Genomic DNA, 24,846 nt, shown 5'->3' with positions numbered 1-24,846 from the left:
CCCCTCACACCTCGCCCCTCCCGCGGTGTGCGGGGGGGGGCCCCGCTGATAAAACACCCCCCGCCGCGGCCCACGGGCGGCCCCCGGGCGCGCCCCCCCGCTCCGAGAAGCGGGCCGGCGCAGCCGGGTCCCGCAGGGAACGCCTTGTACGGTGCCAGGTCAGGGGCTTGGCGCCGTGGAACGCCGCTCCGGTGGCGGCGCTCTTCTGGCCGTCCGGCGCGGTTGCGGCCGCCCGTCCTGCTCGCGCAGATAGGTGACCAGGTTGGTGCGCAGATAGCGCTCGGCGGCGTCCGCGGCCTCGCGGGCGCAGCGTTTGCCCATCAGCACGCACAGTGTGTAACCCGAATCCTCGAAGGTGGCCCGGACCGTGCGGTCGTGCGGCGAGGCGAGCATCACGCGCTCCCACGCCCGGTAACGCCGCAACTGCCGGGCCACTTCGGCCTTGGCGGGTAGCAGCATGGCCCTCTTCACCCTCCACGCTCTCGACTGGGCGCGTTCCCGACGGTCGGGTGATGTCCGCGCAACGTAGGGCACGGCACCGTTACGGCGATCGAGGCTTTCACTTATGGTGCACGCGCGACGACGCAGCGTCTTGTTGGAGCTTCAACAACACGGCTGTCGGGTGCTCGTGTTGCACGAATGGCGTAGCGCCCGCACTGTGGAAGGTGACTCAGGAGCGAACAACGCTCACGCTGTGTGTCCGGGGTCTGTCCCGGACCGCGATCCGGGATCCCTCCCGGACGGGGCGAGGGGAGCGAGAGCTTCGCCGGTGAGGAGCAAGCGACGATGAAGACCGCAGTGCCCTGCTACTACCACCTCGATGTGGAAGTCAGCCCGGAACGGGTGGGACAGGTCAGCCGCATCCTGGCCGCCCACCTCCGCTACTGGGACCTCGAGAACCTCGCGGCCCCCGTCTGCCGCGGCGCCGAACTGCTGTTGCGGGCGATCGACGAACACGCCACCGACAAGCACACCTCGATCGAGATGTGGTGGAACGGCCAGCACCTCATCACCGCGTTCGGCGGCGACGACCCCGATCTGCGGCCCGACCAGGATCTCCGGGCCTGCCTGGCGGACATCGCCGCCATGAGCGACGGCTGGGGCTGCTGCGCCTCGGACACCGGCAGCAAGATCATCTGGTTCTCGCAGCGGGCCCGCGCCGGCGAGCGCGTCCCGCTGGTGCCCACCGCACCCGCGCCCACCCTGCGGCAGGGCCTGAAGGTACCGCGCGAACTGCCGGTGGTGGTGCTGGCCGGCCCCGCGGGGGCCCTGGAAGACGCCCTGGAGGGCAGCCGGTGAGCCGCCGTACGACCAGGAAAGGGCTGCCCGTGTGGAGCGGGCAGCCCTACCCGTTGGGTGCCGCGTTCGACGGACAGGGCACCAACTTCGCCCTGTTCAGCGAGGTCGCCGAGCGCGTCGAGCTGATCCTCGTCGACGACAGCGGCACCGAGACCCCCGTTCGGCTGCACGAGGTCGACGGCTTCGTCTGGCACGCGTACCTGCCCGGGGTCGGGCCCGGCCAGCGCTACGGCTACCGGGTGCACGGCCCCTGGCAGCCCGCCCTCGGCCACCGCTGCAATGCGCGGAAACTGCTGCTCGACCCGTACGCCCGCGCCGTGGACGGCCAGATCGACAACCACGCCTCGCTGTACGAGCGCGCCCCCGACGGGCCGGCCCCGGCCGACAGCGCCGGCCACTCCATGCTGGGCGTGGTCACCGACCCGTACTTCGACTGGGGCGACGACCGCCCGCCCCGCACGCCGTACGCGGACTCGGTGATCTACGAGGCCCATGTGCGCGGCCTGACCATGAACCACCCGAAGGTGCCCGGGCATCTGCGCGGCACCTACGCCGGCCTCGCCCACCCCGCGGTGACCGAGCACCTGACCTCGCTCGGGGTGACCGCGGTGGAGCTGATGCCGGTGCACCAGTTCGTGCAGGACGGCGTGTTGCAGGACCGCGGACTGTCCAACTACTGGGGCTACAACACCATCGGCTTCTTCGCCCCGCACAACGCGTACGCCGCCTTCGGCAGCCGGGGCCAGCAGGTCAACGAGTTCAAGGCGATGGTGAAGGCGCTGCACGCGGCCGGGCTCGAGGTGATCCTCGACGTGGTCTACAACCACACCGCCGAGGGCAACGAGATGGGACCCACCCTGTCCTTCCGCGGCATCGACAACGCCTCCTACTACCGCCTGGTCGACGGCGACTGGGGGCACTACTACGACACCACCGGCACCGGCAACAGCCTGCTGATGCGGCACCCCTACGTGCTCCAGCTGATCATGGACTCGCTGCGGTACTGGGTCACCGAGATGCATGTCGACGGCTTCCGCTTCGACCTCGCGGCGACCCTGGCCCGGCAGTTCCACGAGGTGGACCGGCTCTCGGCGTTCTTCGACCTGATCCAGCAGGACCCGGTGATCAGCCGCGTCAAGCTGATCGCCGAGCCCTGGGACGTGGGCGAGGGCGGCTACCAGGTCGGCAACTTCCCGCCGCTCTGGTCGGAGTGGAACGGCAAGTACCGGGACGCGGTACGGGACTTCTGGCGGGCCCAGCCCGGCTCGCTCGGCGAGTTCGCCTCACGCCTCACCGGCTCCTCCGACCTCTACCAGCACAGCAGGCGCCGCCCGCGCGCGAGCGTCAACTTCGTCACCGCGCACGACGGTTTCACCCTGCGCGACCTGGTGTCGTACAACGACAAGCACAACCAGGCCAACGGCGAGGAGAACCGGGACGGCGAGAGTCACAACCGGTCCTGGAACTGCGGGGCCGAGGGCCCCACCGACGACCCTGCGGTCCTCGAACTCCGCGCCCGCCAGCAGCGCAACCTGCTCGCCACGCTGCTGCTCTCCCAGGGCATCCCGATGCTCTGCCACGGCGACGAGCTGGGCCGCACCCAGCGCGGCAACAACAACGCCTACTGCCAGGACAACGAGATCTCCTGGGTGGACTGGGAGCTGACCGAGGAGCAGCGCGGCCTGGTGGAGTTCACCCGGCGCCTCATCGCGCTGCGCGCCGCGCACCCGGTACTGCGGCGCCGGCGCTTCTTCCGCGGCGAGACCGCGACCAACGCCGAGCAGCCGCTGCCCGACCTGATGTGGCTCAGGCCGGACGCCCGGGAGATGACCGACCGGGACTGGCAGCGCCGGGACGCGCACTCGGTCGCGGTGTTCCTCAACGGCGACGCCATCGCCGAACGCGACTCCTACGGGCGCCGGATGATCGACGACTCCTTCCTGCTGCTCGTCAACGGCTACTGGGAACCGGTCGACTTCCGGCTCCCCGACGGCTCCTTCGGCGAACGCTGGACCACCCTCATCGACACCGCGGACCCCGACGGCATCCCCGACGAACGCGAACGCAAGGCGGGCACGAGACTCCGGGCGGAGGCCCGCAGCCTGGTCCTCCTGACCCGGCCGTCCCGCACGGCGGACTAGGTGTGCTGTCCCGGGACGTTGGTGACACGCGTGCTGGGTTCTTGAACAGGTGAGGGCCTTCTGGGTTCGGTGTGGATTGCGACATCTACGACCGGTACTCAGGAGGCCCTCGTGTCCCACCGTAATGCCCCGCTGACGCCCGGCGTGCCGCATCGACGTCCGGCGCCCTGCGCGTGGCGATCGCTCGCATCGGCGTGGGGCCAGCGGGTCTGGCGTGCGGCACCCGTCACGGGCTCACCGCGCCCGGCCTGTTGCAGTCGCCCCCGGCCCAGGGGGATCGCCTCCGTGCGGGGTCGGCGGGCTTGGTGTGCCGCATTCGCGTGCGTCACGGCCTCACCGCGCCCCGTGCCAGGGGGAGCCAGCGCACCTGGCGTGAGCCCTCCGCGTCCGTCGCGGGCTCGTCGCGCCCCGGGCGGGGTCATCGCCCCGGCGTGGGGCCAGGAGGCCCCGTGCGATGGCTCCGCGCCCGTCAGACCTCACCCGCAGCCCATAGCGTCCACAGCGCGCCCCACGTGACGTCTCCGCGCCCGGCGTGTCGGGGACTTACCCCGCATGCGCGCCCGGAGGGGCCGTCATCGCACCCGGCGTGGGGCAGTGCGCCTGGCGTGATGGCGCCGAGTCCGTGACACGTTCGCGTCCGGCACCGTCTCACCGCACCCACCGGGTGGTGATCGCACCGGCGATGGGGCATGCGCGCCCGGAGGGGCCGTCATCGCTCCCTGCGTGACGTCACCGTGAACTGGGCGCCGTCGGGGTCGCGGAGGATGGCCTCGGTCTCGTCCTCCCGCAGCACGCTGCCGCCGTGTTTCTCCGCCGCCCGCGCACACACCGCCACGTCGCCGACCGCGAAGTGGATCTGCCAGTGCGGCCGTACGGACGGATCCGGGGCCGCCTCCACCGCGCCGGAGTCGATCCGCGCGACCACATCGCCCTGGCTGCGCAGCAGCACCTCGTCGCCGTTGTACTCGACCTCGCAGCAGCCCGGTTTCCCGGACGCCCAGTCGAGGATCTCGCCGTAGAAGATCGCGGAGTCGAAGGCGTTGCGGGTGTGCAGCCGGATGAAGGTCGGTGCCGCCCGCCGCCACGCCTCCCAGTTGGCGACCAGTTCGCCCTGCCAGATCCCGAAGGTGGCCCCGTCCCGGTCGGCGAGCAGCGCCGCCCGGCCCGGCGGGAAGGACAGCGGCCCGACCGCCGCCGTACCGCCCCGCTCCCGGGCCCGGGACACGGCCACATCGGCGTCCTCCACCGCGAAGTACGGCGTCCAGGCCACCGCCATCTGCCACATCGCGGCGACGGCGGCGATCCCGGCCACCGGGACGCCGTCCGCCAGTGCGACGCGGAAGTGTTCACCGAGCTTCACGCCGCGCCAGCGCCAGCCCAGCACCGCCGCGTAGAAGTCCTGGGTCGTCTGGAGGTCGCGGCTGGTCAGACTCACCCAGCAGGGGGCGCCGAATACGGAGTGCGTGGAGACGACGTCCCTTCTGCGCGGTCCGCCGCCGACAGGGGTCTCTGGGTTCATGGCAGTCGCGTCCTGCTCTCGGGGCCGGGTGGCCACCGCTCTGGGTTCAGTGTCCAACCACACGGGGGTGGGTCGCCTGTCGAGTACCCCGGGTGGCAGACGGACAGGCCGGTGAGGACCATGGAGGGATGGGAGAGAGCGAGTCTGACCGGATCGCCGCGTTGCAGACCGAGGTCGGCCAGCTGAAGGAGGCGATGGTCTCCCACGCCGTCGTCGACCAGGCCATCGGCATGATGGTGGCCCTCGGCCGGGTCACCCCCGACCAGGGCTGGCAGGTGCTCAAGGAGGTCTCCCAGCACACCAACATCAAGCTGCGCAACATCGCCGAGATGATCCTTGTCTGGGGACGCCGGGGCGACATCCCGGCCGAGGTCAGGGCCGAGCTGGAGGACGCTCTGGACCGGTACGGCCCGACCCAGATCCCCGGCAGCGAGGACGAGTAGCCTCAGCGGGCCTCGGCGAGCAGCTCCTCGCGCAGCCGGTCGAAGCAGCCGCTGAGCAGCCGGGAGACGTGCATCTGCGAGATGCCCAGCTGCGAGGCGATCCGGCTCTGCGTCATTCCCCGGAAGAACCGCAGGTAGAGGATGGTGCGCTCGCGCTCGGGCAGCGCCTCCAGACAGGGCTTGACGGCGGCCCGGTCGACCACGAGGTCGAACCCCGGGTCCGGCTCGCCGAGCGAGTCGCCGAGGGCGTAGCCGTCGGTGCCGGCCACCTCGGCGTCCAGGGAGAGCGCGGAGAAGCACTCCAGGGCCTCCAGTCCGGCCTGCACCTCGTCCTCGGTCAGCCGGGTGTACGCCGCGATCTCGGCGACGCTGGGCGGCCGGCCGGACGTGGTCTGCGCCAGCTCCTTGGTGGCGGCGCGGACCCGGTTGCGCAGGTCCTGCACCCGGCGGGGCACATGCAGGGTCCACATGTGGTCCCGGAAGTGCCGCTTGATCTCACCGGTGATGGTGGGTACGGCGTACGCCTCGAAGGCCCGGCCGCGGGAGGGGTCGTAGTGATCGACCGCCTTCACCAGACCCAGCGCCGCCACCTGGTAGAGGTCTTCGAGGGACTCGCCACGGCCGCGGAACCGCACGGCGATCCGCTCGGCCATGGGCAGCCACAGCCGGACCAGCTCATCCCGCAGCGCCTGCCGCTCGGGACCGTCGGTCAGGGTGGCGAGCCGTTCGAAGGACTCACCGGTGTCGGGGGCGTCGTCGTGGGGGTGGGGGCGGGGCTTCGTACTGCTGGTGACACGCATCGTGCGCACCTCTCTCAGCAGGTGCTGGATGGACAGACACCGTGGGAGGTGCGCTCGGACCGGGAAAAGGACACCGGGGCCCGGCACCGCCGGCTCCCACGGACGTGCCTCCTGTCCGAAGCACTGAGACTCTCTTTCCCATTATGGAGCACATCAAAACAAATGGGGCATATAGGATGATCGTTTAGTGGGTGGGGTGGCGACTGTGAGCGGCGAGCCGTGCACCGGGGTGCCGGCCCTGTCGCGGACGTGAGATGCGGCACGCGCGCGTACGCCGCCGGAAGCGCTCCAAAACGGATTCTTCCTGGGCAGCGCTTGATCACCGATCAAAGCGGGCGAACCGCCTGGCCACAGCGCATTCTGCTCATTTGACAGTGCGCTCAGCACACAGATAGACAGCAGCTCTCGAAGGTCGAGAGGGGCACTGTGTACGAGCCGAACGTGGTCGGTGACTGGCACGAGTACGACGAGCAGGCCGGTCTGCGAGTCCGCGTCCACCGTCTGGAGGCGGGCGAACCACCGCGCGGACGCGACGACGCGGCCGCCGGTCTGACGTACTTCAGTGTCCGGGTGACGGTCGAGAACCGTGGCGCGCGGCCCCACTGCATCCACCTTGAGGACGGTCAGCTCGACGTCCGGGTCGGCCCCGACGGCGAGGGCGCCTTCATCGACTGGCGCAACTCCCAGTTCATCGAGGGCTTCGACGTCTACCCGCTGCGCCGGGCCACCGCCGTGCTCTACGCCGCCGCCCCCGAGGCCGCACTCACCCATGTGGACGTGCAGGTGCAGCTGCGGGTGGACGAGGAGTGGGCCGAGCGCCGGCTGTGGACCGGCGGCATCGGCGTGCTGGAGGGCACCCCCGCGGCCGCCCCGGCCGGCACCGGGCAGGCCGGCCTCGCGCACCAGGTCAGCGCCTTCCTCAGGGAGCAGACGGAGCCCGACACCCCCTGAGGTCCCCGGCAGGGGTCAGTGCGGGATGCCGTCGATGATCTCCCGCGCCCCCTGCCGCAGCAGCGCCACCGCGACCGAGGTGCCGAGCGTGGCCGGGTCCAGCCGGCCCGCCCACTCGTGGGCGTTCAGCCGGATCTTGCCGTCCGGCGTGAACACGCAGGCGCGCAGGGAGAGTTCGCCGCTGCGGTCCACGCGCGCGTACCCGGCGATCGGGCTGTTGCAGTGCCCTTGCAGCACATGCAGGAACATCCGCTCGGCCGTGGCCTCCCGGTGGGTGTCCGGGTCGCCGAGCCCGCTGACCGCCTCGATCAGACCGGTGTCGTCCTCGCGGCACTGGAGCGCCAGGATGCCCGCGCCGATCGGCGGCATCATCGTCTCCGCGGACAGCACCTCGCTGATCACGTCGGTCCGGCCGATCCGCTCCAGCCCGGACACCGCCAGCAGCAGCGCGTCCGCCTCACCGGCGGCCAGCTTCTCCAGCCGGCGGTTGGCGTTGCCGCGGAAGGGCACGCAGTCCAGGTGCGGGTGGGTGGCGGCCAGTTGGGCGATCCGGCGCACCGAGGAGGTGCCGATCCGGGTGCCGGCCGGCAGCTCGTCCAGGGTGAGCCCGCCCGGATGCACCAGCGCGTCGCGGATGTCGTCCCGCTTCAGGAACGCGGCGAACACGGTCCCGGCGGGCAGCGGCCGGTCCGCGGGCACGTCCTTCACACAGTGCACCGCGAGATCCGCCTCGCCCGCCAGCAGGGCCGCGTCCACCTCCTTGGTGAACGCCCCCTTGCCCTCGACCTTGGACAGGTCGCCGAGCCACTTGTCCCCGGTGGTCTTCACCGGTACGACCTCGGTGCGCACCCCGGGATGCAGGGCGGCCAACTCGGCACGGACCCGCTCGACCTGGGCCAGGGCCATCGGCGAGTCGCGGGAGACGATGCGAATCAGTTCGGGAACCGGCATGCGCACACGATAGACCCCTGCCGCAGGGCCGTGGTTCCACAGCCGGTCCTTCGGGGGCCCGCGCCCGGCCGGCACCGGGGGAGACCGGCCCGCTCAGCCGAGGCCCTCGGGCAGGTCGGCCCGCTCAGCCCAGGCCCTCGGGCAGGTCGGCCGCCGAGTCCTCCGGCCGGAGGTCCGGGCGCAGCCGCAGCCACGACGGCTGGCGCAGCATCCCGGCCCGGGTGCGGGTGCTGTAGCTGACCTCGCCGACCAGCCGGGGCAGCACCCAGTGGGCGCCCGCGATCCGCGGTACGGGATCGAAGGGGCATCGTTCGCTCGCCGTGTCCCGCAAGCGCCGGGCCAGTTCCGTGCGCTCCGCCTCGCTCCAGCCGGTGCCGACCCGGCCGACGTACCGCAGCCGGCCGCCCGCGTCCCGCTGGCCGACGAGCGCCGCGCCGGGCAGCCCGGTCAGCCGCCCCTTGCCGGGCAGCCAGCCGCCGACGATCACATCCTCGGCCCGCATGTTCCGGATCTTGATCCAGGCGCGGGAGCGCACCCCGGGCTCGTACACCGAGTCCAGCCGCTTGCAGACCAGGCCCTCCAGACCGTGTTCCCGAGTCGCCCGCAGCGCCTCGGCGCCGTGCCCGGTCATGGCGCCCGGCGTCGACCAGTGCGGACCGGCCAGCCCCAGCTCCTCCAGCCGCGCCCGCCGGCGTACGTACGGCAGCCGGATCAGCGGCTCACCCAGGTACGGCACGTCGAACAGCACCAGGTGCACCGGCACCTGGGCGGCCCGCCGCGCGGCCCGCGCGGGGGCGTGCGCGAGGCCCATCCGGCTCTGCAACAGCTGGAAGTCGGCCCGGCCCAGCTCGTCCAGCGCCAGCACCTCGCCGTCCAGGACGGCGGGCAGCCCGCCCAGCGCCCCGCCGATCGGCCGGAGTTCGGGATAGGCGCCGGTGATGTCCTCACCCGAGCGCGCCCGCAGCAGCACGCTGCCGTCGCCGGGCAGATAGACCATCACCCGCTGCCCGTCCTGCTTGGTCTCGTACGCCCACCGCGCGTCCTGACCGGCGGGCGGCAGGGCGCCGGGTGTGGCGAGCATGGGCGCGATCAGCGGCAGGGGTACGACGGTCACGGCTGAAGGTCTCGACCACTGGGCCCGCCTTCACGCGCCCCGTGGCACCGGTTCCCCTGAACGGCCCGTTCCCGGACGGCATCGCACCTGCCGCGATCCCGCCCGCCGGATGGCGGCCGCTCAGCTCCGCGTCGTCACGATGCTCACCGCGTTGGCCGCCACCACCGCGCCGATGCCCGCCCACTCCGCGGCCCCCAGGCCCTGGCCCAGGATCGCCCAGCCGACCATGGCCGCAAGGACCGGGTTGACGCTCATGAAGAGGCCGAAGGTCTGCGCCGGCACATGGCGCAGGGTCAGCAGGTCGGTCAGGTACGGCACCGCGGAGGAGAGCAGGCCGGCCGTCACGGCGCACAGCACCGCCCCGGCCGTCGGCGGATGGCGCAGCGCGACGACGATGCCGACGGGCAGGAACACCAGCGCGGACACCGTCGCGGCCGCCGCCACGCCCTGCGCGCCGGGGATGCGCCGGCCGACGACACGGTTGAGCAGGATGTACGACGCCCAGCAGGCCGCGGCGACCAGCCCGAAGGCCATCCCGGTGTAGTCGGCGGAGGGGCGCGGCCGCATCAGGACGACGACCCCCGCCCCGGCCAGCACCGCGCACCCCGCGTCCAGCCGGCGCCGCGACGCCGCCAGCGCGACGGTCAGCGGCCCGAGGAACTCCAGGGTCACGGCCAGCCCCAGGCCGATCCGGTCGACGGCCGTGTACAGGCTGAGGTTCATGGTGCCGAAGACCAGGGCCAGCAGCAGCACCGGCCACCACTGCCGCCAGGTGAAGCCCCGCAGCAGCGGCCGGCCGACGGCGAGCAGGGCGAGTGCCGCGACGTACTGGCGCACCGCCACCACGCCGACCGGGCCGAGCACGGGAAAGGCCAGCGCGCCGACGGCGGCGCCGGTCTGGTTGGACAGCCCGCTGCCGACCATGGCGGCCACTCCGGTCAGCCGCCGGGTCTCCGGCAGGGCCCTTTCGGGCGTCAAGGAGGGGGCCGGGGCAAGGGGTTCGGTGGCGCGTCGCATGCACGGGATCGTGCGCCGCGGGCCTGCTTGCGCAAAATGCATACGCCTATCGATCTATACGCTTAGCGTATGCATATCTCGGACATCGAGCTGCGCCAGCTGCGCTGTCTCGTGGCCATCGTCGACGAGGGCACCTTCACCGACGCGGCGATCGCCCTCGGCGTCTCCCAGGCCGCCGTCTCCCGCGCCCTCGCCTCCCTCGAACGCGCCCTGGGGGTACGGCTGTTGCGCCGCACCTCGCGCGAGGTGACGCCGACCGCGGCGGGCCTGCGCGTGGTGGCACAGGCCCGCCGGGTGCTCGCGGACGTCTCCGGCCTGGTCCGGGAGGCCACCTCGGGACACTCCCGGCTGCGCGTCGGCTACGCCTGGTCGGCGCTGGGCCGGCACACCGTCGCCTTCCAGCGGCGCTGGAGCGCGGGCCACCCGGCCACCGACCTGCACCTGGTGCGGGTCAACTCGCCGTCCGCCGGGCTGGCCGAAGGCACCTGCGACCTCGCGGTGGTCCGCCGGGCGGTGGACGACCGGCGCTTCGACACCGCCATCGTCGGCCTGGAGCGACGGCTCTGCGCGCTCGCCGCCGACGATCCGCTGGCCCGGCGCCGCTCGGTGCGGCTCGCCGAGCTGAGCGACCGACTGCTGCTCGTGGACCGCCGTACCGGCACGGCCACCCCCGAACTGTGGCCGCCCGGCGCCCGCCCCACCACCGAGGAGACGCACGACGTCGACGACTGGCTCACCGTCATCGCGACCGGCCGCGGGATCGGGGTGACCGCCGAGTCGACCGCGAACCAGTACCCGCGGCCCGGGATCGTCTACCGGCCGGTGCGGGACGCGGAACCCGTCGCCGTACGGCTCGCCTGGTGGCGCGACGATCCGCACCCGGCGCTCCAGGACGTCCTCGAACTGCTCACCGAGCTGTACCGCACCGGATGAGCCGGCGCGAACGGGGCCACCCCGGCCCTACCCTCCAGTAATATCCGGCGGCAGATCACCAGAGGAGGCACCGTGTCCCGGTCCCAACGCTCACCCCTGCTGCTGGCCGGCCTGCTGGCCACGGCCGGAGTCGCCCATTTCGCCGTCCCGCGCCAGTTCGACGCCCTCGTCCCCCGCGCGCTGCCGGGCTCACCCCGGGCATGGACCTACGGCAGCGGAGCCGTGGAGCTGGCCCTGGCCGCCGGGGTCGCCGCACCCCGCACCCGCGCCGTCGCCGCCCAGGCCGCCGCGGCCTTCTTCGTCGGGGTCTTCCCGGCCAACGTGAAGATGGCCGTGGACTGGCGGCACCGGCCCGCACCGCTGCGCACGGCCGCCCTCGCACGGCTGCCCCTCCAGGTGCCGCTGGTGCTGTGGGCCCGCGGCGTCGCCCGGAACGGGGAGGGACGGTCATGACCGGACGCCTCCGGGTCGGGGACAAGGCCGAGGACTTCGCCCTGCCCGACGAGACCGGCACCACCCGCAGGCTCAGCGAGCTGCTGGCCGACGGCCCGGTAGTCCTCTTCTTCTACCCGGCCGCCCTCACCCCCGGCTGCACCGCCGAGGCCTGCCACTTCCGTGATCTCGCCGCCGAGTTCGCCGCGGTCGGCGCCCGGCCCGTCGGCATCAGTGGGGACACGGTCGACAAGCAGCAGGAGTTCGCCGGCCGGCACACCCTCGGCATGCCGCTGCTGTCCGACACCGACGGCACGGTCCGCGAGCGGTTCGGCGTCAAACGCGGCTTCTCCCTCGCCCCCACCAGGCGCGTCACCTTCGTCATCGCCCAGGACCGCACCGTCCTGGAGATCGTCCACAGCGAGCTGCGCATGAACACCCACGCCGACCGGGCCCTCGCCGCACTGCGCGACCACCGGAAGTGAACCGGTTCGTTCCCGCGCTTGATGCGCGGGAACAAACGGAACATCCTGGGGCTTATGAAGCACGTCGCCGCAGTGGCGACCATCGATTCCCACGGCACCGTCACCGGGTGGAGCGAGGGCGCGCGACTCCTCACCGGCCACTCCGCCCAGGACGCCGTGGGCCGGCCGGCCGCCGCACTGCTCGCCGAGGACATCCCCGCCGGCCTGCTCGCCGCCCGCTCCGGGACCGTCGTCCTGCGCCACCGCGACGGCCGCCGCGTCGAGCTGACCCTCACCGCCTGCCCCCTGGCCGGTGCCGACGGCGAACCCGCCGGCTTCGTCGTCACGGCCGAACCGCGCGGCGCCGCCCTGGCCGCCCAGGCCTTCCAGCAGGCGTCCATGTCCATGTCGGTCTTCGACCTCGGCCAGCACTATCTGCGCGTCAACGAGACGGCCGGCCATGTCATGGGCGTCCCCGAGGAGGAACTGCTCGGCCGGCACTTCTCCGACACCGTCGACGTCGCCGATCACAACCGTGGCTTCCTCGACCATCTGCGTCTGGTCGGCGAGACCGGACGGCCCGTGCGCTACGAGAGCTTCACCAGCGCCCCCGCCCTCAACCGGGACCACGCCTGGACCACCGAGATGTGGCCGCTGCGCGACGAGACCGGAGCGGTCACCGCCGTGGCGCTCGCCGCCTTCGACAGCAGCGACCAGTACTGGGCCCGGCGCCGCCTCACCCTCCTCAACGAGGCCGCCACCGCCATCGGCACCACCCTCGACGTCGTCCGCACCGCCGAGGAACTGGTCGAACTGCTCGTCCCCCGGTACGCCGACTTCGCCAGCGTCGACCTGCTCGACTGGGTGCTCGACGCGGACGAGCCCCCGATGATCGCCGACGGCAGTGTCCTGCTGCGCCGCGTCGCCCACGGCTCCACCCACAGCGGCAACCCCGGCGCCGCCGTGCACCTCGGCGAGGCCGACTTCTACGAGCCCTGCTCACCGCCCGCACGCGCGGTGCGCGAAGGCCACGCCGTCCTCAGCCAGGCCGGCGAGCCGGATTTCGTCGAGTGGCTCAACGAGCGCAACGCCCGCTCGCCCCAGGGCCGCCGCTTCCGGCAGGGCGCCCACTCGCTGATCGCGATGCCGCTGCGCGCCCGCGGCACCATCCTCGGCGTCGCCGTCTGCGTCCGCATGGAGCACCCGGAGGACTACGGCCCCGACGACGCCGTCTTCGCCGAGGAACTCGCCAGCCGCGCCGCCGTCTGCATCGACAACGCCCGCCGCTTCGCCCGCGAACGCACCACCGCCCTCGCCCTCCAGCACAGCCTGCTCCCGCGCGGACTGCCCGGCCAGGCCGCCGTCGAGGTGGCCCACCGCTATCTGCCCTGCAGCTCGCTGGCCGGCATCGGCGGCGACTGGTTCGACGTCATCCCGCTCTCCGGCGGCCGGGTCGCCCTGGTCGTGGGCGACGTCGTGGGCCACGGCATCCAGTCCTGCGCGACCATGGGGCGGCTGCGCACCGCCGTACGCACCCTCGCCGACGTCGACCTGCCGCCCGACGAACTCCTCACCCACCTCGACGACCTGGTCACCCATCTCGCCGCCGAGGACAGCGGGGAGGAGGTCGCCGAACTCGGCGCGACCTGCCTGTACGCCGTCTACGACCCGGTCTCCCGCCGGGTCGCCATGGCCGCGGCCGGACACCCCGCCCCGGCTCTCGTGCTGCCCGGCGGCGAGGCCGCGTTCCTCCCCATGACCGCCGGACCGCCGCTCGGCGTCGGCGGACTGCCCTTCGAGGCGACGGAACGCGACCTGCCCGAGGGCTCCGTCCTCGCCCTCTACACCGACGGGCTGATCGAGGACCGGGACCTGGACCTGGACGGCGCCACCGAGGAACTGCGCCGCGCCCTGAGCGCCCCCGCCGACTCCCTGGAGGCCCTGGCCGACAACGCGATCAAGGCCGTACTGCCCGAGCAGCCGGGCGACGACGTGGCCCTGCTGCTGGTGCGCACCCGCGCCCTCGGCACCGACCGCGTCGCCACCTGGGACGTGCCGGCCGACCCCGCCCAGGTCGCCCTGTTCCGGCAGGCCGCCGGCGAGCAGCTGGCCGCCTGGGGACTGGAGGAGGCCGCCTTCGTCACCGAACTCGTGGTCAGCGAACTCGTCACCAACGCCATCCGCTACGGCGAGCCGCCCATCCAGCTCCGCCTGATCCGGGACCGCGCCCTCATCTGCGAGGTCTCCGACGCCAGCTCCACCTCGCCGCACCTGCGCCGCGCCCACGCCTACGACGAGGGCGGCCGCGGACTGCTGCTGGTCGCCCAGCTCACCCAGCGCTGGGGCAGCCGGCAGACCGGCAGGGGCAAGACGATCTGGGCGGAACAGGCACTGCCGGACACCTGATCACCCGGAGCGCTCCCGGGCCATCTCGCCGGGGGTCCGGACCGCGCCGGTCACTCCTCGCCGGCGGCCGCCGCCACCTGGGCCAGCGTGCGGCCGGTGCGCACCGAGCGGGCCCGCCGCGGGTCCGGGGTGCCGTGCCCCGCGGACCTCGCCGGGCCCTTGCGCACCAGCAGCCAGGCCTCCTCCTCGTCCGGTCCGCCGCGGAACCGGGTGAGCGCGTACTCGCCGCGCAGCTTGTCGCCGTGCAGCCGGAAGGTGGCGTGCCCGCGCTCCAGCGACTCGGCGAAGTCCACCGGGCGGCCCCGGCGGTCATGGCTGAGCGGCTCGTAGGTCCCGCGGTCCCACACGATCACGGTGCCGCCGCCGTACTCGCCCCGCGGGATCACCCCCTCGAAGTCCTCGTACTCCAGCGGATGGTCCTCGGTCGGCACGGCCAGCCGCTTGTCCGCGGGGTCGCCGGAGGGGCCCTTCGGGACCGACCACGACTTCAGCACATCACCGACCTGGAGGCGGAAGTCGAAGTGCATCCGGCGCGCGTCGTGGATCTGCACCACGAACCGGGGCGCGCCGTCCCCCGCCGCCGACGCCCGCCCGGCCGGCTCCCGGGTCCGCTCGAAGTCACGCTTGCCGCGGTACGTCCGCAGCCGGTCCTCCGCCGCCACCTGTGGCTCCTTCCGTCCATCCCGCCGTACGCCGCCCGGGTACCCGTGCCGGGCCCGGTGACCACGTCGCCCCTGACCCCTCGGCCGTGTCCTGCGGCCCGGCGCACGGATAGGGTGAGCGGTGATCAGCCCCACGGGGAAAGCGGGCGAGAACCTGGCGGGAAGGCGGGCGGCGGACGGCATGCGCGGCGGTGCGGACGGCAACGGCACGGGCGGCGGGCGGCCCACCTCACGGGACGTCGCGCGCCTCGCCGGCGTCTCGCACACGGCCGTCTCCTTCGTGTTCAACGGCCGCGCCGAGGGCAACCTCTCGCCCGCCACCCAGGAACGCATCCGGCAGGCCGCCGCCCAGCTCGGCTACCGGCCCGACCCGGTCGCACGCGGTCTGCGCCGCCGCCGTACGGCCGTGATCGGACTGGTCACCGACGAGATCGCCTCCTCGCCGTTCGCCGGCCGGCTGCTGCGCGGCGCGATGGAGACCGCCTGGGACCACGACCACCTCGTGGTCACCGTGGACTCCGGCGGCGACCCGGCCAAGGAGGACGCGGCCGTCGCCGAACTCCTCGACCGGCGCGTCGACGGCATCATCTACGCCGCGATGTCCCTGCGCCGGGTCCGGGTGCCGGAGGGCCTGCACCGCATCCACTCCGTGCTCGCCAACTGCCTGCCCGAGGACGACTCGCTGCCCGCCGTCATCCCCGCCGAACGGGCCGGCGGGCGCAGCGCCGCGCGGCTGCTGCTGGAGGCCGGGCACCACCGGATCGCGCTGGTCGGCGGGCAGGACGACATCGCCTCCGTGGAACGGCTGCGGGGCTTCAGGGACGCGCTGCGCGCCGAGGGCATCACCGTGCCCAAGGAGTGGGTCGTCCGCACCGGCGGCGAGATCACCAGCGGCTACGAGGGCGCCGGCCGGCTCCTCGACGGCACCGACCCGCACCGCCGCCCCACCGGGATCTTCTGCTACAACGACCGGGTCGCGGCGGGCGTCCTGCACGCCGCGACCCGGCTCGGCATCCCCGTCCCCGAGGCGCTGTCCGTGGTCGGCTACGACGACCAGGAACACATGGCCGCCTTCCTCACCCCGGCCCTCACCACGGTCGCGCTGCCGCACCGCGCCATGGGCGAGACCGCCGCCCGGCTGCTGCTCGACGCCATCGACACCGGCCGCACCCCACCCGCCACGGTCCGCCGCCTCGCGTGCCCCGTGGTCAGCCGCTGTTCGGTGGGGCCAACGCCCACCCACTGACCCCGGCGTCGCCGTCGACGGTCGGTTCGGTGGGATCGTGTGGGTTGCAGGACCCGGACGCCGAGCCCGGCCGGCGGCGCCCGCACCGTGGCGGGTCCGGCCTCCTCGGCGCCGGGTGCTGTCGCCCGGCACCTACACGGTGACCGGTCCCGGCTGCGCTGTCCCGTGGTCAGCCGCTGCTCTGTGGGACCAGTTCCCACCCACTGACCTCGGCGTCGCCGTCGACGGTCGGTTCGGTGGGATCGTGCGGGGAGCAGGACCCGGCCGCCGAGCCCGGCCGGCGGCGCCCGCACCGTGGCGGGTCCGGCTTCCTCGGCGCCGGGTGCTGTCGCCCGGCACCCACACGGTGACCGGGCCCGGCGGCTCCTCTGTCCCGTGGTCAGCCGCTCCTCGATGGGACCAGTTCCCACCCACTGACCTCGGCGTCGCCGTCGACGGTCAGTTCGGGGATGTCGTCCGGGTGGCGGTAGATCCGCTCGGTGACCGAGGCCCGGTTTCCGGCGAAGAGTTCGAGCAGTGAGCCGTCCACCAGTATGCGGACGTCGAGCCGTGGGGCCGGCGGCACCCGCACCGTGACCGGTTCCGCTTCCCCGGCGCCCGCGCGGGGCCAGCCGCCGCGGTCCAGTACCACCTCGCCCGCCCGCGGGTCCACGTGGACCGTGACCGCCCGGTCCGTGGCCCGCAGCAGGGTGAGGACGGTCCGTCCGCGCGCGCTGACGCTGAGGTCGTACGACACCGGCAGCGGCACCCGGCGGCCGGGCGAGGTGACGAACGGCGCCGGGGCACGCAGGAGTTCCAGCTCCGGGGCCGGTGCGACGCGCAGGCGGCCGTCGGGGTGGACGTCGACGACCCGGGGTGCGGTGAGCGTGCCCGCCCACCCCGCTTCGCGTACCGCCGGAAGCTCCCGGGACTCCCAGGACCAGCCCCACATCAGGGCCCGGTCGGCGTCCTGGCGGACCGCGGGCGCGTAGAAGTCCCGGCCGTGGTCGAGGCGGTCGCCGAAGCGGGGGGTGAAGCGCAAGCCACCCGAGCCGTCCGCCTCCAGGCGGCCCGTCAGGTAGGCCGTGGCGCAGGGGTCGCCGTCCCACAGCGACACCACCAGCACATGGTCGCCGCCCGCCGCCCGGATCAGCTGCGGACACTCCCAGCCCACCGCCTTCGCGCCGAACGCCCCGGCCGCGACCGGGTCGTGGCCGTCCAGCAGGACACCGGCGAACCGCCACTCGGTCAGCACGGTGCAGTCGTAGAGGAGGACCGACGGCGTGCCGTCGGCGTGACCGGCGCCGACGAGGGCCCAGCGCCGGCCGGCGCAGCGGAAGACGAAGGGGTCGCGGAACATCACCACGCCCAGTCCCGGGGGCGCTGCCGCGACCACCGGGCGGGGCAGCGGCCGCCAGTGCAGCAGCCGCTCGTCGTCCGGGTCCGCCGCCCGGGCCAGGCAGATCGCACCGACACCGGTGTGCCCGTGGTCGACGCCGGTGTACACCGCCGTCGGCACGCCGTCGTCGTCCACCACGCACCCCGACCAGCAGCCCGCCTCGTCGGGGCCGCCCGGGACCGGGGCGAGGGCGATCGGGTGGTGCTCCCAGTGGACCAGGTCGGCACTGGAGACATGGCCCCAGTGGACGTTCGCGTGCACCGGGGCCGCCGGATTGTGTTGGTAGAAGAGGTGGTGGCGGCCACGCCAGACGAACGGGCCGTTGGGGTCGTTGATCCAGCCCGCGGGCGGGCGGACCCGGAAGCGGGGCGCGGCCGGGTCCGGGGCGGGAGCGAGCGGGTTCACCGGTTGACTCCCGCCGAGGTGATGCCCTCGCGCAGCGGACGCTGGCCGACGACGAACACCGCGACCGCGGGGATCATCGAGAGGACGACTCCGGCGAGCACGACGGAGATGGAGCCGGTGCCGAGGTTTCCCTGGAGCGAGACCAGGCCCAGCGGCAGCGTGTAGTTCTGGCCCGAGGTCTCCAGGATCAGCGGTCGGAAGAACTCGTTCCAGTGGTAGTTGAAGGCCAGGACACCGACGATCGCCAGCCCCGGCCGGGCCAGCGGCGCGTACACGGACCGGAAGATCCGCCAGGGCCCGGCCCCGTCCAGCATCGCCGCCTCGCCGAGGTCCTTCGGCATGCCGAGGAAGTACTGGCGCATCAGGAAGGTGCCGAACGCGGTCGGGAACGCCGGAATGATCAGACCGAGCAGGGTGTCGGTCAGGCCCATCGACTTCAGCACCAGGAACACCGGCACGATCGTGACCTGCAACGGCACCATCATGGTCGCCAGCACCAGCCCGAACAGCGGCTTCTTGAACCGGAAGTCGAGCCGCGCGAAGGCGTACCCGGCCAGCCCCGCCGTGATCATCTGGCCGATCGCGACCAGCGCGGTCACCAGGGTCGAGTTGAGCGCGAGCAGCCACACGTCGATCTGCTCGAAGACACCGTGATAGGCGGCCGTGCTCGGATGGGACGGAACGATCTGCGGGGGCAGGTCGAAGGAGTCCGCGGGGGTGCGCAGCGAGGTGGACACGGTCCAGACGACCGGGCCGAGCGTGAGCAGCGCGCACACGGTCAGTCCGGCGATCCGCGCCCACGGCCCGAGCGCGTACCGGGCGCGGCCGACGGTCAGGGTTGCATGGCTCATGGGACTCACCCGGCTCACTGGTAGTGGACGAAACGCCGGCTGAGCCGGAACTGGACGGCGGTCACCGCCATGATCAGCACGAACAGCAGCACCCCGACCGCGGACGCCTCGCCGAAGCGCAGCTGCTCGAAGGCCTTCTCGTAGATGACCATCACCACGGTCCGGGTGGCGTCACCGGGCCCGCCGTTGGTGAGGACGTACGGCTGCTCGAAGACCTGGAGGGCGTTGATGATGCCCACCACCGACGCCACCAGCAGGGTGGGGGAGAGCAGCGGCAGGGTGACGGAGAGATGCTTGCGCAGCCCGCTCGCGCCGTCGAGCGCCGCCGCCTCGTGGATCTCCTTCGGGATGTTGTTCAGCCCGCCCACGAACAGCAGGAACGAAAAACCGAACTGCTGCCACACGTACACGATGATCACCGTGGCCAGCGCGCCCCGCTCCGAGGTCAGCCAGGGCACAGGGGCGACCCCGAACAGCCCGATCAGCCAGTTGACCACCCCGAAGTCCTGGTTGAACAGGTACTTCATCACGACCGAGATGGACGCGGCCGACAGCACCAGCGGAAAGAAGAACGCCGAGCGGAAGACCGACCGCAGCCACCCGGGCATCCGGCCGTTGAGCGTGAGCGCGAGCGCCAGCGCGATCAGCAGCTGCGCCGCGACCGCGAGGACCATGAAGACGAGCGTGTTGCGGAAGGACACCAGCACGGTCGCGTCGGTGAACACCTCCCGGTAGTTGGCCCCTCCGGCGAACCGGGGCGGGTCGATCACGTTCCAGTGGAACAGGCTCAGCACGACCGAACCGACGATCGGTACGACCGTGAAGACCACGATGCCGACCACCGTGGGCGCCAGGAACAGCGCCGCCAGCAGCCGGGTGCCCCGCTCGCGCGCCGGGCGCCGCGCCACGGCCGGAGCCGGCACCGCCGCGGCCCGTGCCCGCACGGCGGGAATCTCGGTGTTCGTCATACGTCACGCTCCATGGCCTTCTCCAGATCCCCTTGCAGCCGGCGCAGCGCCGGCCGGACCGAACGCGGACTCGCCAGTGCCGTCCCGGTGTGCTTGAGCAGCGCCTGCGTCACCTCGGCGACCTGCGGCGGGGCCGGGATGGGCCCGGTGTCGGGGAACCGGTCGAGGGTGTCGTAGAAGACCCGCCAGTGCGCCGGGCCGGTCTCCCGGTAGCGCTCCGGGCTCAGCATCGAACGGCGGGCCGGAGTCGTCTGGTTGGTGGTGAACAGCTCGGTCAGGGTGTCCCGCCGGGCCGAGTACTTGATGAACTCCCAGGCCGCGTCCTGCTTGCGGGAGGTGCGCAGCAGCGCGTACCCGGCCGCGCCGAACTGGTGGCGCTGGGTGCGCCAGCGCGGGAAGTACTGCACGTCGAAGCCGTCGGACCGCAGCCCGGCCAGATGCAGCCCGCCCGCCCAGAAGCCCCCGGCCGGGGTGACCCCGACCCGGCCGGTGGAGAACACCCCGATCAGGTTCTGCCCGTTGCCCCCCTCGGGCCGGGTGCACAGGCCCTCCTGGACCAGCGCGGCGAGATAGTCGTACGCCTCCTCGACCCGGTCGGCCGTGGCCTGCGGTGTCGTCCAGCGGAAGCCGCCGCCCCGCCCGCGCCGCTGGGCTGCGGGATAGAAGGCGTCCCACAGCCAGGAGCCGCCGGGCGCCTTGGACTCGGCCAGCAGCCCGGTGCCGTTGGCGAAGAGCCACGGCACCACTCCGCCCCACAGCCGGTTGGTCCAGAAGTACGGCGTGAAGTGCGAGTCGCCGGCCTTCTTCATCCGGCGCAGCAGCGCGGTGAAGTCGTCGCGGGTCCAGTCCGCGGCAGGGAAGTCCGCGCCCGACCGCTCCAGCACCCGGGTGTTGAGGTACATGTCGGCCGCGTTGAACTCCACTGGCAGCTGGTAGAGGCTCCCCTCGTACATCATCGACTCCACCAGCGAGGGATGGACGTCGGCGAAGTACTCCCGCAGCTCCCCGGCGTCCCGCCGCACCCAGGGGTCCAGCGCCACGCCCAGATGCCGGGCGAACAACTGCACGCCCTCGGTGGCCACATAGACCAGGTCGGGTGCGGTGCCCGCCGCGATCTGGGTGAGGATTTTCGCGAAGAAGTCGGACCAGTCCACGGCCTGGACGGCGTTGACGCGGACCTTGATGTCGGGGTGCAGCCGCTGGAAGCCGTGGACAAGGGCGCGGACCCCCGCCGGGGAGAACGCGGAGCCCAGGGTCGCCACGACGAGGGAGCCGTCGTTGCGGCCGGGAATGTCGTTCCCGGTGAGGCGGTCCCAGCTCGCGGCGGTGCCGGCGAGCGCCGCGGCACCGGTGCCGTAGGCGCCGTAGCGCAGCAGGGCGCGGCGGGAGAGGAGCGAGTCGGTCATCCAAGCGCCTAACTCGTGTTAGCCAAGGGGTGATTCCCAGATCATGGGAAGCGGCCGACGGCGCTGTCAAGGTGCGGGAAACCTTGACCTTTAACGAGTTAGGTCTACAGTCCTGGTCCCATGAACCGACTGAGCCCGACGAGAAGAGCCCTGTTCGCCACGGCCGCCGCCGGAGCCGGTGCGGCTCTGCTGCCCACGGCGCCCGCGCAGGCGAAGCCCGGCCGCGCGCCGGCCCGCGGGTGCGCGAGCTACCGGGCCGGCTATCACTTCACGGTTCCCGACCAGTGGAAGAACGACCCCCAGCGACCCGTGTGGATCGACGGCGAGTACCACTACTACTACCTGTACAACGCCGACTACCTGGACGGCGAGACGGGCACCGCCTGGCGCCTGGCCACCAGCACCGACCTGGTCTCCTTCACCGACCGGGGGATCGCCGTACCGAAGGACACCACCGTCAACGGCGATGTGTGGTCCGGCTCGGCGGTGGTCGACACCGAGGGCACGGCGGGCTTCGGCGCGGGCGCGGTGATCGCACTGGTCACCATGTCGCCCGGCGGCGGCACCGACCACCAGGAACAGTTCCTGTACTGGTCCGCCGACGGCGGCCGCACCTTCCGCAACGACGGCACCGCCCCGGTGCTGGCGAGCCCGGGCACCGGCGCCGACTTCCGCGACCCCAAGGTCGTCCGCGACGACGACCGCGGCCGCTGGGTGATGGCCCTCGCCGAAGGCACCGGGATCGGCTTCTACCACTCCACCGACCTCAGGTCCTGGACCCGCGCGGGCGGCTTCCACAAGGAGGGCATCGGCACCCTCGAATGCCCCGACCTGTTCCGCATCACCACCGACGACGGCTCGGTGACGACCTGGGTGCTGGGCGCGAGCGCCGACGGCACCGGCTCCGGGCGGCCCCCCACCTACGCGTACTGGACCGGTTCGTTCGACGGAAGCACCTTCACCGCCGACTCCACCGACCCGCAGTGGCTCGACCACGGCTGGGACTGGTACGCCGCGGTCACCTTCGAGAAGCGGCGCGCGGACGGCTCCGTGGACCCCGCCGCGCGCTACGCCCTCGGCTGGCTCAACAACTGGGCCTACGCCCACACCACGCCTACCATCGACGCGGACGGCTTCAACGGCACGGACTCCGTGGTCCGCGAGATCGCGCTGCGCAGGGCCGCCGACGGTACCTGCTACCTCGCCTCCCGGCCGGTCCCCGCCCTGGACGCCTATGCCGGCCGTACGGTCCGCCTCGGCGACCTGACCGTCGACGGCCTGCGCCCGCTGGACTACACCGGCATCTCCTACGAACTGACCACCGAGATCAGCTGGTCCCGACTCACCGGCGCGGGCGTGCAGCTGCGGCGCTCACCCGACGGCGGCCGGCACATCGACGCCGGGGTCTGGGGGGACTACGCCTTCCTCAACCGGCGTGGCACCGTCAACCCCGACACCAGCGGCGGCCGGCAGGAGAGCCGCAGCCCCTTCGACCCGTCGGGCGGCCGGGTGCGGCTGCGGATCCTCGTGGACCGCACCAGCGTCGAGATGTTCGTCGACGACGGCCGGTATGTGCACTCCGCCGAGGTGTTCCCGTATCTGGTCGACAACCGCCTGGCCCTGTTCGCGGCCGGTGGGACGGCCGTCTTCCGGAACACGGTGATCCGGGAGTTCACGCTCTGACGGCGAGTCAGTTCAGCGGGATGACGACCTCGTCCTCGACCGGCGGGTGCAGTTCCTGCGCGCGGTTGCCCGTCGCGGCGAAGCAGCGCAGCCGGACCGCCTCGGCGGTGACGTCCAGGCGCAGGAAGCACTTGAAGAACGGCGGGCTGTAGGTGGCCGAGGACGGTGAGAACAACTGGGTGTACATCTTCTTCACCGGCAGCCGGAACCGGGAGCTGCGGTCCGGGCGCCCACCGGTGCCGAGCAGGCTCGCCACCAGCCGGGTGCGCCGGGTGACGCGGACGTCCGGGCCGGGGGCGCGGCCCGGCTCGATGCCCAGACGCTCGGCGACCACGGCAGTGGCCTCCGCCTCGGTCAGGGTGAAGAAGCGGCGCAGCCGGAGCCGGCGGCCGTACAGGCGGCTGTAGAAGGCCAGCGAGTCACCGCGCAGCGGGTAGCAGCGGAACGCGTCCTCGGTGACCCCGCCGACCGAGACCCGGGGAATGGTGTGCGTGGCGTGCATGAACGCCCCGCCGCCGCCCGCGACCACGTACTGGACGGTGCGGCCCGCCACATCGACGGGATACCGCTGGTAGTTGTGGATGTCGCCGCCGATCGCGGCCACATAGCGGTGCGCCGGGTCGCGGACGACGTCGTCGACCGTGCCGCCGCCCTCGATGGGGCACGGGTGGTGCTCGCCGTCGACGTACAGCGGGGAGCCGGTGACGAGGATCTTCGGCTTCGGGTCCCGGGACACCTCGCGCAGCCAGGCGCCCTGTTCCGCGTCGAGCGTGCCCAGCAGCCCGGTGTCGATGCCGACGATCCGGACCGGGCCCGCGTCGATCGCCCAGTACGGCCCCGGCTGTTCGGCCTGTTGCCCGGGCGCTGCGCGCAACGCCCGGGCGGCGGCGAGGCGTTGCTCGTCGGCCGGCGCCGGCCGGTGCCACAGCAGGGCGCGCCACCAGGCACGGGTGAGCGGGCGGGGCCGGGGCTCGGCATCGAGCGGCGGGGTGTCGGCGCAGAACACCCGCATGAAGGCGCCGAGGTCCTCGTACCAGTCGTGGTTGCCGGGTATCGCGTAGATCGGGGCGGGATAGTCCTGGTACGGCCGGAAGAACTTGGTGCCGTAGTCGTCGGCGCTGCCGACCGGATAGATGACGTCGCTCGCTATGACCGCGAACTCCGTGTCCCGGCCCTCTTTCAGAAGGCCCGGCACGACGGCGTACTGGGAGGCGTCGCCCTCGCCGGTGTCCCCGATGACCAGGAAGGAGAACCGGTCGGGGACCTCCCGCCGGATCACCTTGTCGGCCGGGGCCCCCGCCGCCTCCCGCCGTGCCACCCACCGGCTGCGGGTACGGCCGGTGGGGTCGCCGAACCAGGACGCCAGCACGCCGTTGCGGGCGGCCCACAGGACGCGCGGATTCAGCCACGACAACTGCTCGACCCGGTCGGGCATCAGCGCGGTGTAGGCGCCGCGTTCGGCAGGGCCCCAGCCGGCGCCCTGTGCGGTATCGCGTGAGGATTCAGACACCGGTGCACCGTAACAACGCGCCGGCCCGTGAGTCCTTGGCGGGTGCGCCCCAACGGCCCCGACAGCGCGCCGCGTTGCGGGTACGCGTACGACGACCCGGACGAGGCGACCGCCTTCGGGCAGCACCGCCGAACCGGAGGCGGCAAGCCCCGGACAGGGCGTAGGGAAAACCCTCGATTGACCTCGTGTGGGGTGACATGGCCGAGTCAATCCTGTCATCCTCCTCCGCAACACTGATCCTCCCCACGCTCTTCACGGACCACGGTC

General features: G+C 72.8%; 22 protein-coding genes. 10 read left to right on the top strand and 12 right to left on the bottom strand.

Translation table 11 applies throughout. The features are described 5' to 3' along the window. Nucleotides 1-159 precede the first annotated feature (159 nt). A complete protein-coding gene (locus ACFVIU_RS06455; protein WP_358695150.1) occupies nt 160-459 on the bottom strand; it encodes a DUF5133 domain-containing protein in 300 nt (99 codons plus the stop codon). 327 nt (nt 460-786) lie between these two features. On the opposite strand from ACFVIU_RS06455, the gene ACFVIU_RS06450 reads away from it, so the two are divergent. Next, complete coding sequence (locus ACFVIU_RS06450; RefSeq protein ID WP_385841006.1) at nt 787-1,299, top strand: pep a2; 513 nt, start codon at nt 787-789, stop codon at nt 1,297-1,299. After that, nucleotides 1,296-3,440, top strand: coding sequence for a glycogen debranching protein GlgX (gene glgX / locus ACFVIU_RS06445; RefSeq protein WP_385841005.1), 2,145 nt, complete (start codon nt 1,296-1,298; stop codon nt 3,438-3,440). Before ACFVIU_RS06450 ends, glgX begins: the two co-directional genes overlap by 4 nt. Nucleotides 3,441-4,149: 709 nt before the next feature. Here glgX and ACFVIU_RS06440 read toward each other — a convergent pair. Beyond that, on the bottom strand, nt 4,150-4,959 hold the full coding sequence (locus ACFVIU_RS06440) for a VOC family protein (protein ID WP_385841004.1): 810 nt from the start codon (nt 4,957-4,959) through the stop codon (nt 4,150-4,152). Nucleotides 4,960-5,087: 128 nt separating this feature from the next. On the opposite strand from ACFVIU_RS06440, the gene ACFVIU_RS06435 reads away from it, so the two are divergent. Further along, on the top strand, nt 5,088-5,402 hold the full coding sequence (locus ACFVIU_RS06435) for an ANTAR domain-containing protein (RefSeq protein ID WP_385841002.1): 315 nt from the start codon (nt 5,088-5,090) through the stop codon (nt 5,400-5,402). A gap of 2 nt (nt 5,403-5,404) precedes the next feature. Here ACFVIU_RS06435 and ACFVIU_RS06430 read toward each other — a convergent pair whose 3' ends face one another. Further along, entirely contained in the window at nt 5,405-6,202 is a 798-nt protein-coding gene (locus tag ACFVIU_RS06430; RefSeq protein WP_385841001.1) for an RNA polymerase sigma factor SigF, read from the bottom strand. A 426-nt stretch (nt 6,203-6,628) separates the two neighbouring features. Between ACFVIU_RS06430 and ACFVIU_RS06425 the strand changes: the two genes are divergently transcribed. After that, nucleotides 6,629-7,153 (top strand): hypothetical protein, encoded by a 525-nt coding sequence (locus ACFVIU_RS06425; protein ID WP_385841000.1) that lies wholly within the window; start codon nt 6,629-6,631, stop codon nt 7,151-7,153. A gap of 15 nt (nt 7,154-7,168) precedes the next feature. On the opposite strand, the gene hemC is transcribed toward ACFVIU_RS06425, so the two are convergent. The 3 genes from hemC to ACFVIU_RS06410 all read right to left on the bottom strand — a co-directional run bounded on the left by hemC (nt 7,169) and on the right by ACFVIU_RS06410 (nt 10,151). Then, nucleotides 7,169-8,110: a hydroxymethylbilane synthase gene (gene hemC / locus ACFVIU_RS06420; protein WP_385840999.1), complete on the bottom strand. Its 942-nt coding sequence runs from the start codon at nt 8,108-8,110 to the stop codon at nt 7,169-7,171. A 118-nt stretch (nt 8,111-8,228) separates the two neighbouring features. After that, nucleotides 8,229-9,185: an ATP-dependent DNA ligase gene (locus ACFVIU_RS06415; protein ID WP_385841343.1), complete on the bottom strand. Its 957-nt coding sequence runs from the start codon at nt 9,183-9,185 to the stop codon at nt 8,229-8,231. Between the two features lie 153 nt (nt 9,186-9,338). After that, nucleotides 9,339-10,151, bottom strand: a complete 813-nt coding sequence (locus tag ACFVIU_RS06410) for a DMT family transporter (RefSeq protein WP_385841342.1) — start codon at nt 10,149-10,151, stop codon at nt 9,339-9,341. A gap of 153 nt (nt 10,152-10,304) precedes the next feature. Between ACFVIU_RS06410 and ACFVIU_RS06405 the strand changes: the two genes are divergently transcribed. The 4 genes from ACFVIU_RS06405 to ACFVIU_RS06390 all read left to right on the top strand — a co-directional run bounded on the left by ACFVIU_RS06405 (nt 10,305) and on the right by ACFVIU_RS06390 (nt 14,470). Next, entirely contained in the window at nt 10,305-11,168 is an 864-nt protein-coding gene (locus ACFVIU_RS06405; RefSeq protein ID WP_385840998.1) for a LysR family transcriptional regulator, read from the top strand. Between the two features lie 72 nt (nt 11,169-11,240). Next, nucleotides 11,241-11,621, top strand: coding sequence for a hypothetical protein (locus ACFVIU_RS06400; protein ID WP_385840997.1), 381 nt, complete (start codon nt 11,241-11,243; stop codon nt 11,619-11,621). Next, the gene (locus tag ACFVIU_RS06395; protein ID WP_385840996.1) at nt 11,618-12,085 is read left to right on the top strand and encodes a peroxiredoxin; all 468 of its coding nucleotides are present in this window, start codon (nt 11,618-11,620) and stop codon (nt 12,083-12,085) included. The genes ACFVIU_RS06400 and ACFVIU_RS06395 overlap by 4 nt, the downstream gene beginning before the upstream one ends. A 54-nt stretch (nt 12,086-12,139) precedes the next feature. Continuing rightward, the gene (locus ACFVIU_RS06390; protein ID WP_385840995.1) at nt 12,140-14,470 is read left to right on the top strand and encodes a SpoIIE family protein phosphatase; all 2,331 of its coding nucleotides are present in this window, start codon (nt 12,140-12,142) and stop codon (nt 14,468-14,470) included. A gap of 50 nt (nt 14,471-14,520) precedes the next feature. On the opposite strand, the gene ACFVIU_RS06385 is transcribed toward ACFVIU_RS06390, so the two are convergent. Then, nucleotides 14,521-15,132, bottom strand: coding sequence for a DNA polymerase ligase N-terminal domain-containing protein (locus ACFVIU_RS06385; protein ID WP_385840993.1), 612 nt, complete (start codon nt 15,130-15,132; stop codon nt 14,521-14,523). 181 nt (nt 15,133-15,313) lie between these two features. On the opposite strand from ACFVIU_RS06385, the gene ACFVIU_RS06380 reads away from it, so the two are divergent. Beyond that, nucleotides 15,314-16,378: a LacI family DNA-binding transcriptional regulator gene (locus ACFVIU_RS06380; protein WP_385841341.1), complete on the top strand. Its 1,065-nt coding sequence runs from the start codon at nt 15,314-15,316 to the stop codon at nt 16,376-16,378. Nucleotides 16,379-16,757: 379 nt separating this feature from the next. Here the strand turns inward: ACFVIU_RS06380 and ACFVIU_RS06375 are convergent, their stop codons facing one another. From ACFVIU_RS06375 to ACFVIU_RS06360, 4 genes are read right to left on the bottom strand one after another with little or no spacing between them, the layout of a single operon-like run. Then, on the bottom strand, nt 16,758-18,161 hold the full coding sequence (locus ACFVIU_RS06375; protein WP_385840992.1) for a glycoside hydrolase family 32 protein: 1,404 nt from the start codon (nt 18,159-18,161) through the stop codon (nt 16,758-16,760). Then, nucleotides 18,158-19,012: a carbohydrate ABC transporter permease gene (locus ACFVIU_RS06370; protein WP_385840991.1), complete on the bottom strand. Its 855-nt coding sequence runs from the start codon at nt 19,010-19,012 to the stop codon at nt 18,158-18,160. Before ACFVIU_RS06370 ends, ACFVIU_RS06375 begins: the two co-directional genes overlap by 4 nt. Before the next feature lie 14 nt (nt 19,013-19,026). Then, nucleotides 19,027-19,980, bottom strand: a complete 954-nt coding sequence (locus tag ACFVIU_RS06365; RefSeq protein WP_385840990.1) for a carbohydrate ABC transporter permease — start codon at nt 19,978-19,980, stop codon at nt 19,027-19,029. Then, on the bottom strand, nt 19,977-21,386 hold the full coding sequence (locus ACFVIU_RS06360; RefSeq protein ID WP_385840989.1) for an extracellular solute-binding protein: 1,410 nt from the start codon (nt 21,384-21,386) through the stop codon (nt 19,977-19,979). Before ACFVIU_RS06360 ends, ACFVIU_RS06365 begins: the two co-directional genes overlap by 4 nt. 120 nt (nt 21,387-21,506) lie before the next feature. On the opposite strand from ACFVIU_RS06360, the gene ACFVIU_RS06355 reads away from it, so the two are divergent. Next, on the top strand, nt 21,507-23,069 hold the full coding sequence (locus tag ACFVIU_RS06355; protein WP_385840988.1) for a glycoside hydrolase family 32 protein: 1,563 nt from the start codon (nt 21,507-21,509) through the stop codon (nt 23,067-23,069). 7 nt (nt 23,070-23,076) lie between these two features. Here the strand turns inward: ACFVIU_RS06355 and ACFVIU_RS06350 are convergent, their stop codons facing one another. Continuing rightward, nucleotides 23,077-24,579 carry a metallophosphoesterase family protein gene (locus ACFVIU_RS06350; protein WP_385840986.1) on the bottom strand — a complete coding sequence of 501 codons (1,503 nt, stop codon included), beginning with the start codon at nt 24,577-24,579 and terminating at the stop codon, nt 23,077-23,079. Nucleotides 24,580-24,846: the final 267 nt, after the last annotated feature.

This window comes from Streptomyces sp. NPDC127190 (assembly GCF_042672505.1).
Classification (GTDB): domain Bacteria; phylum Actinomycetota; class Actinomycetes; order Streptomycetales; family Streptomycetaceae; genus Streptomyces.
This window is presented reverse-complemented; position numbering and strand designations above follow the sequence as displayed.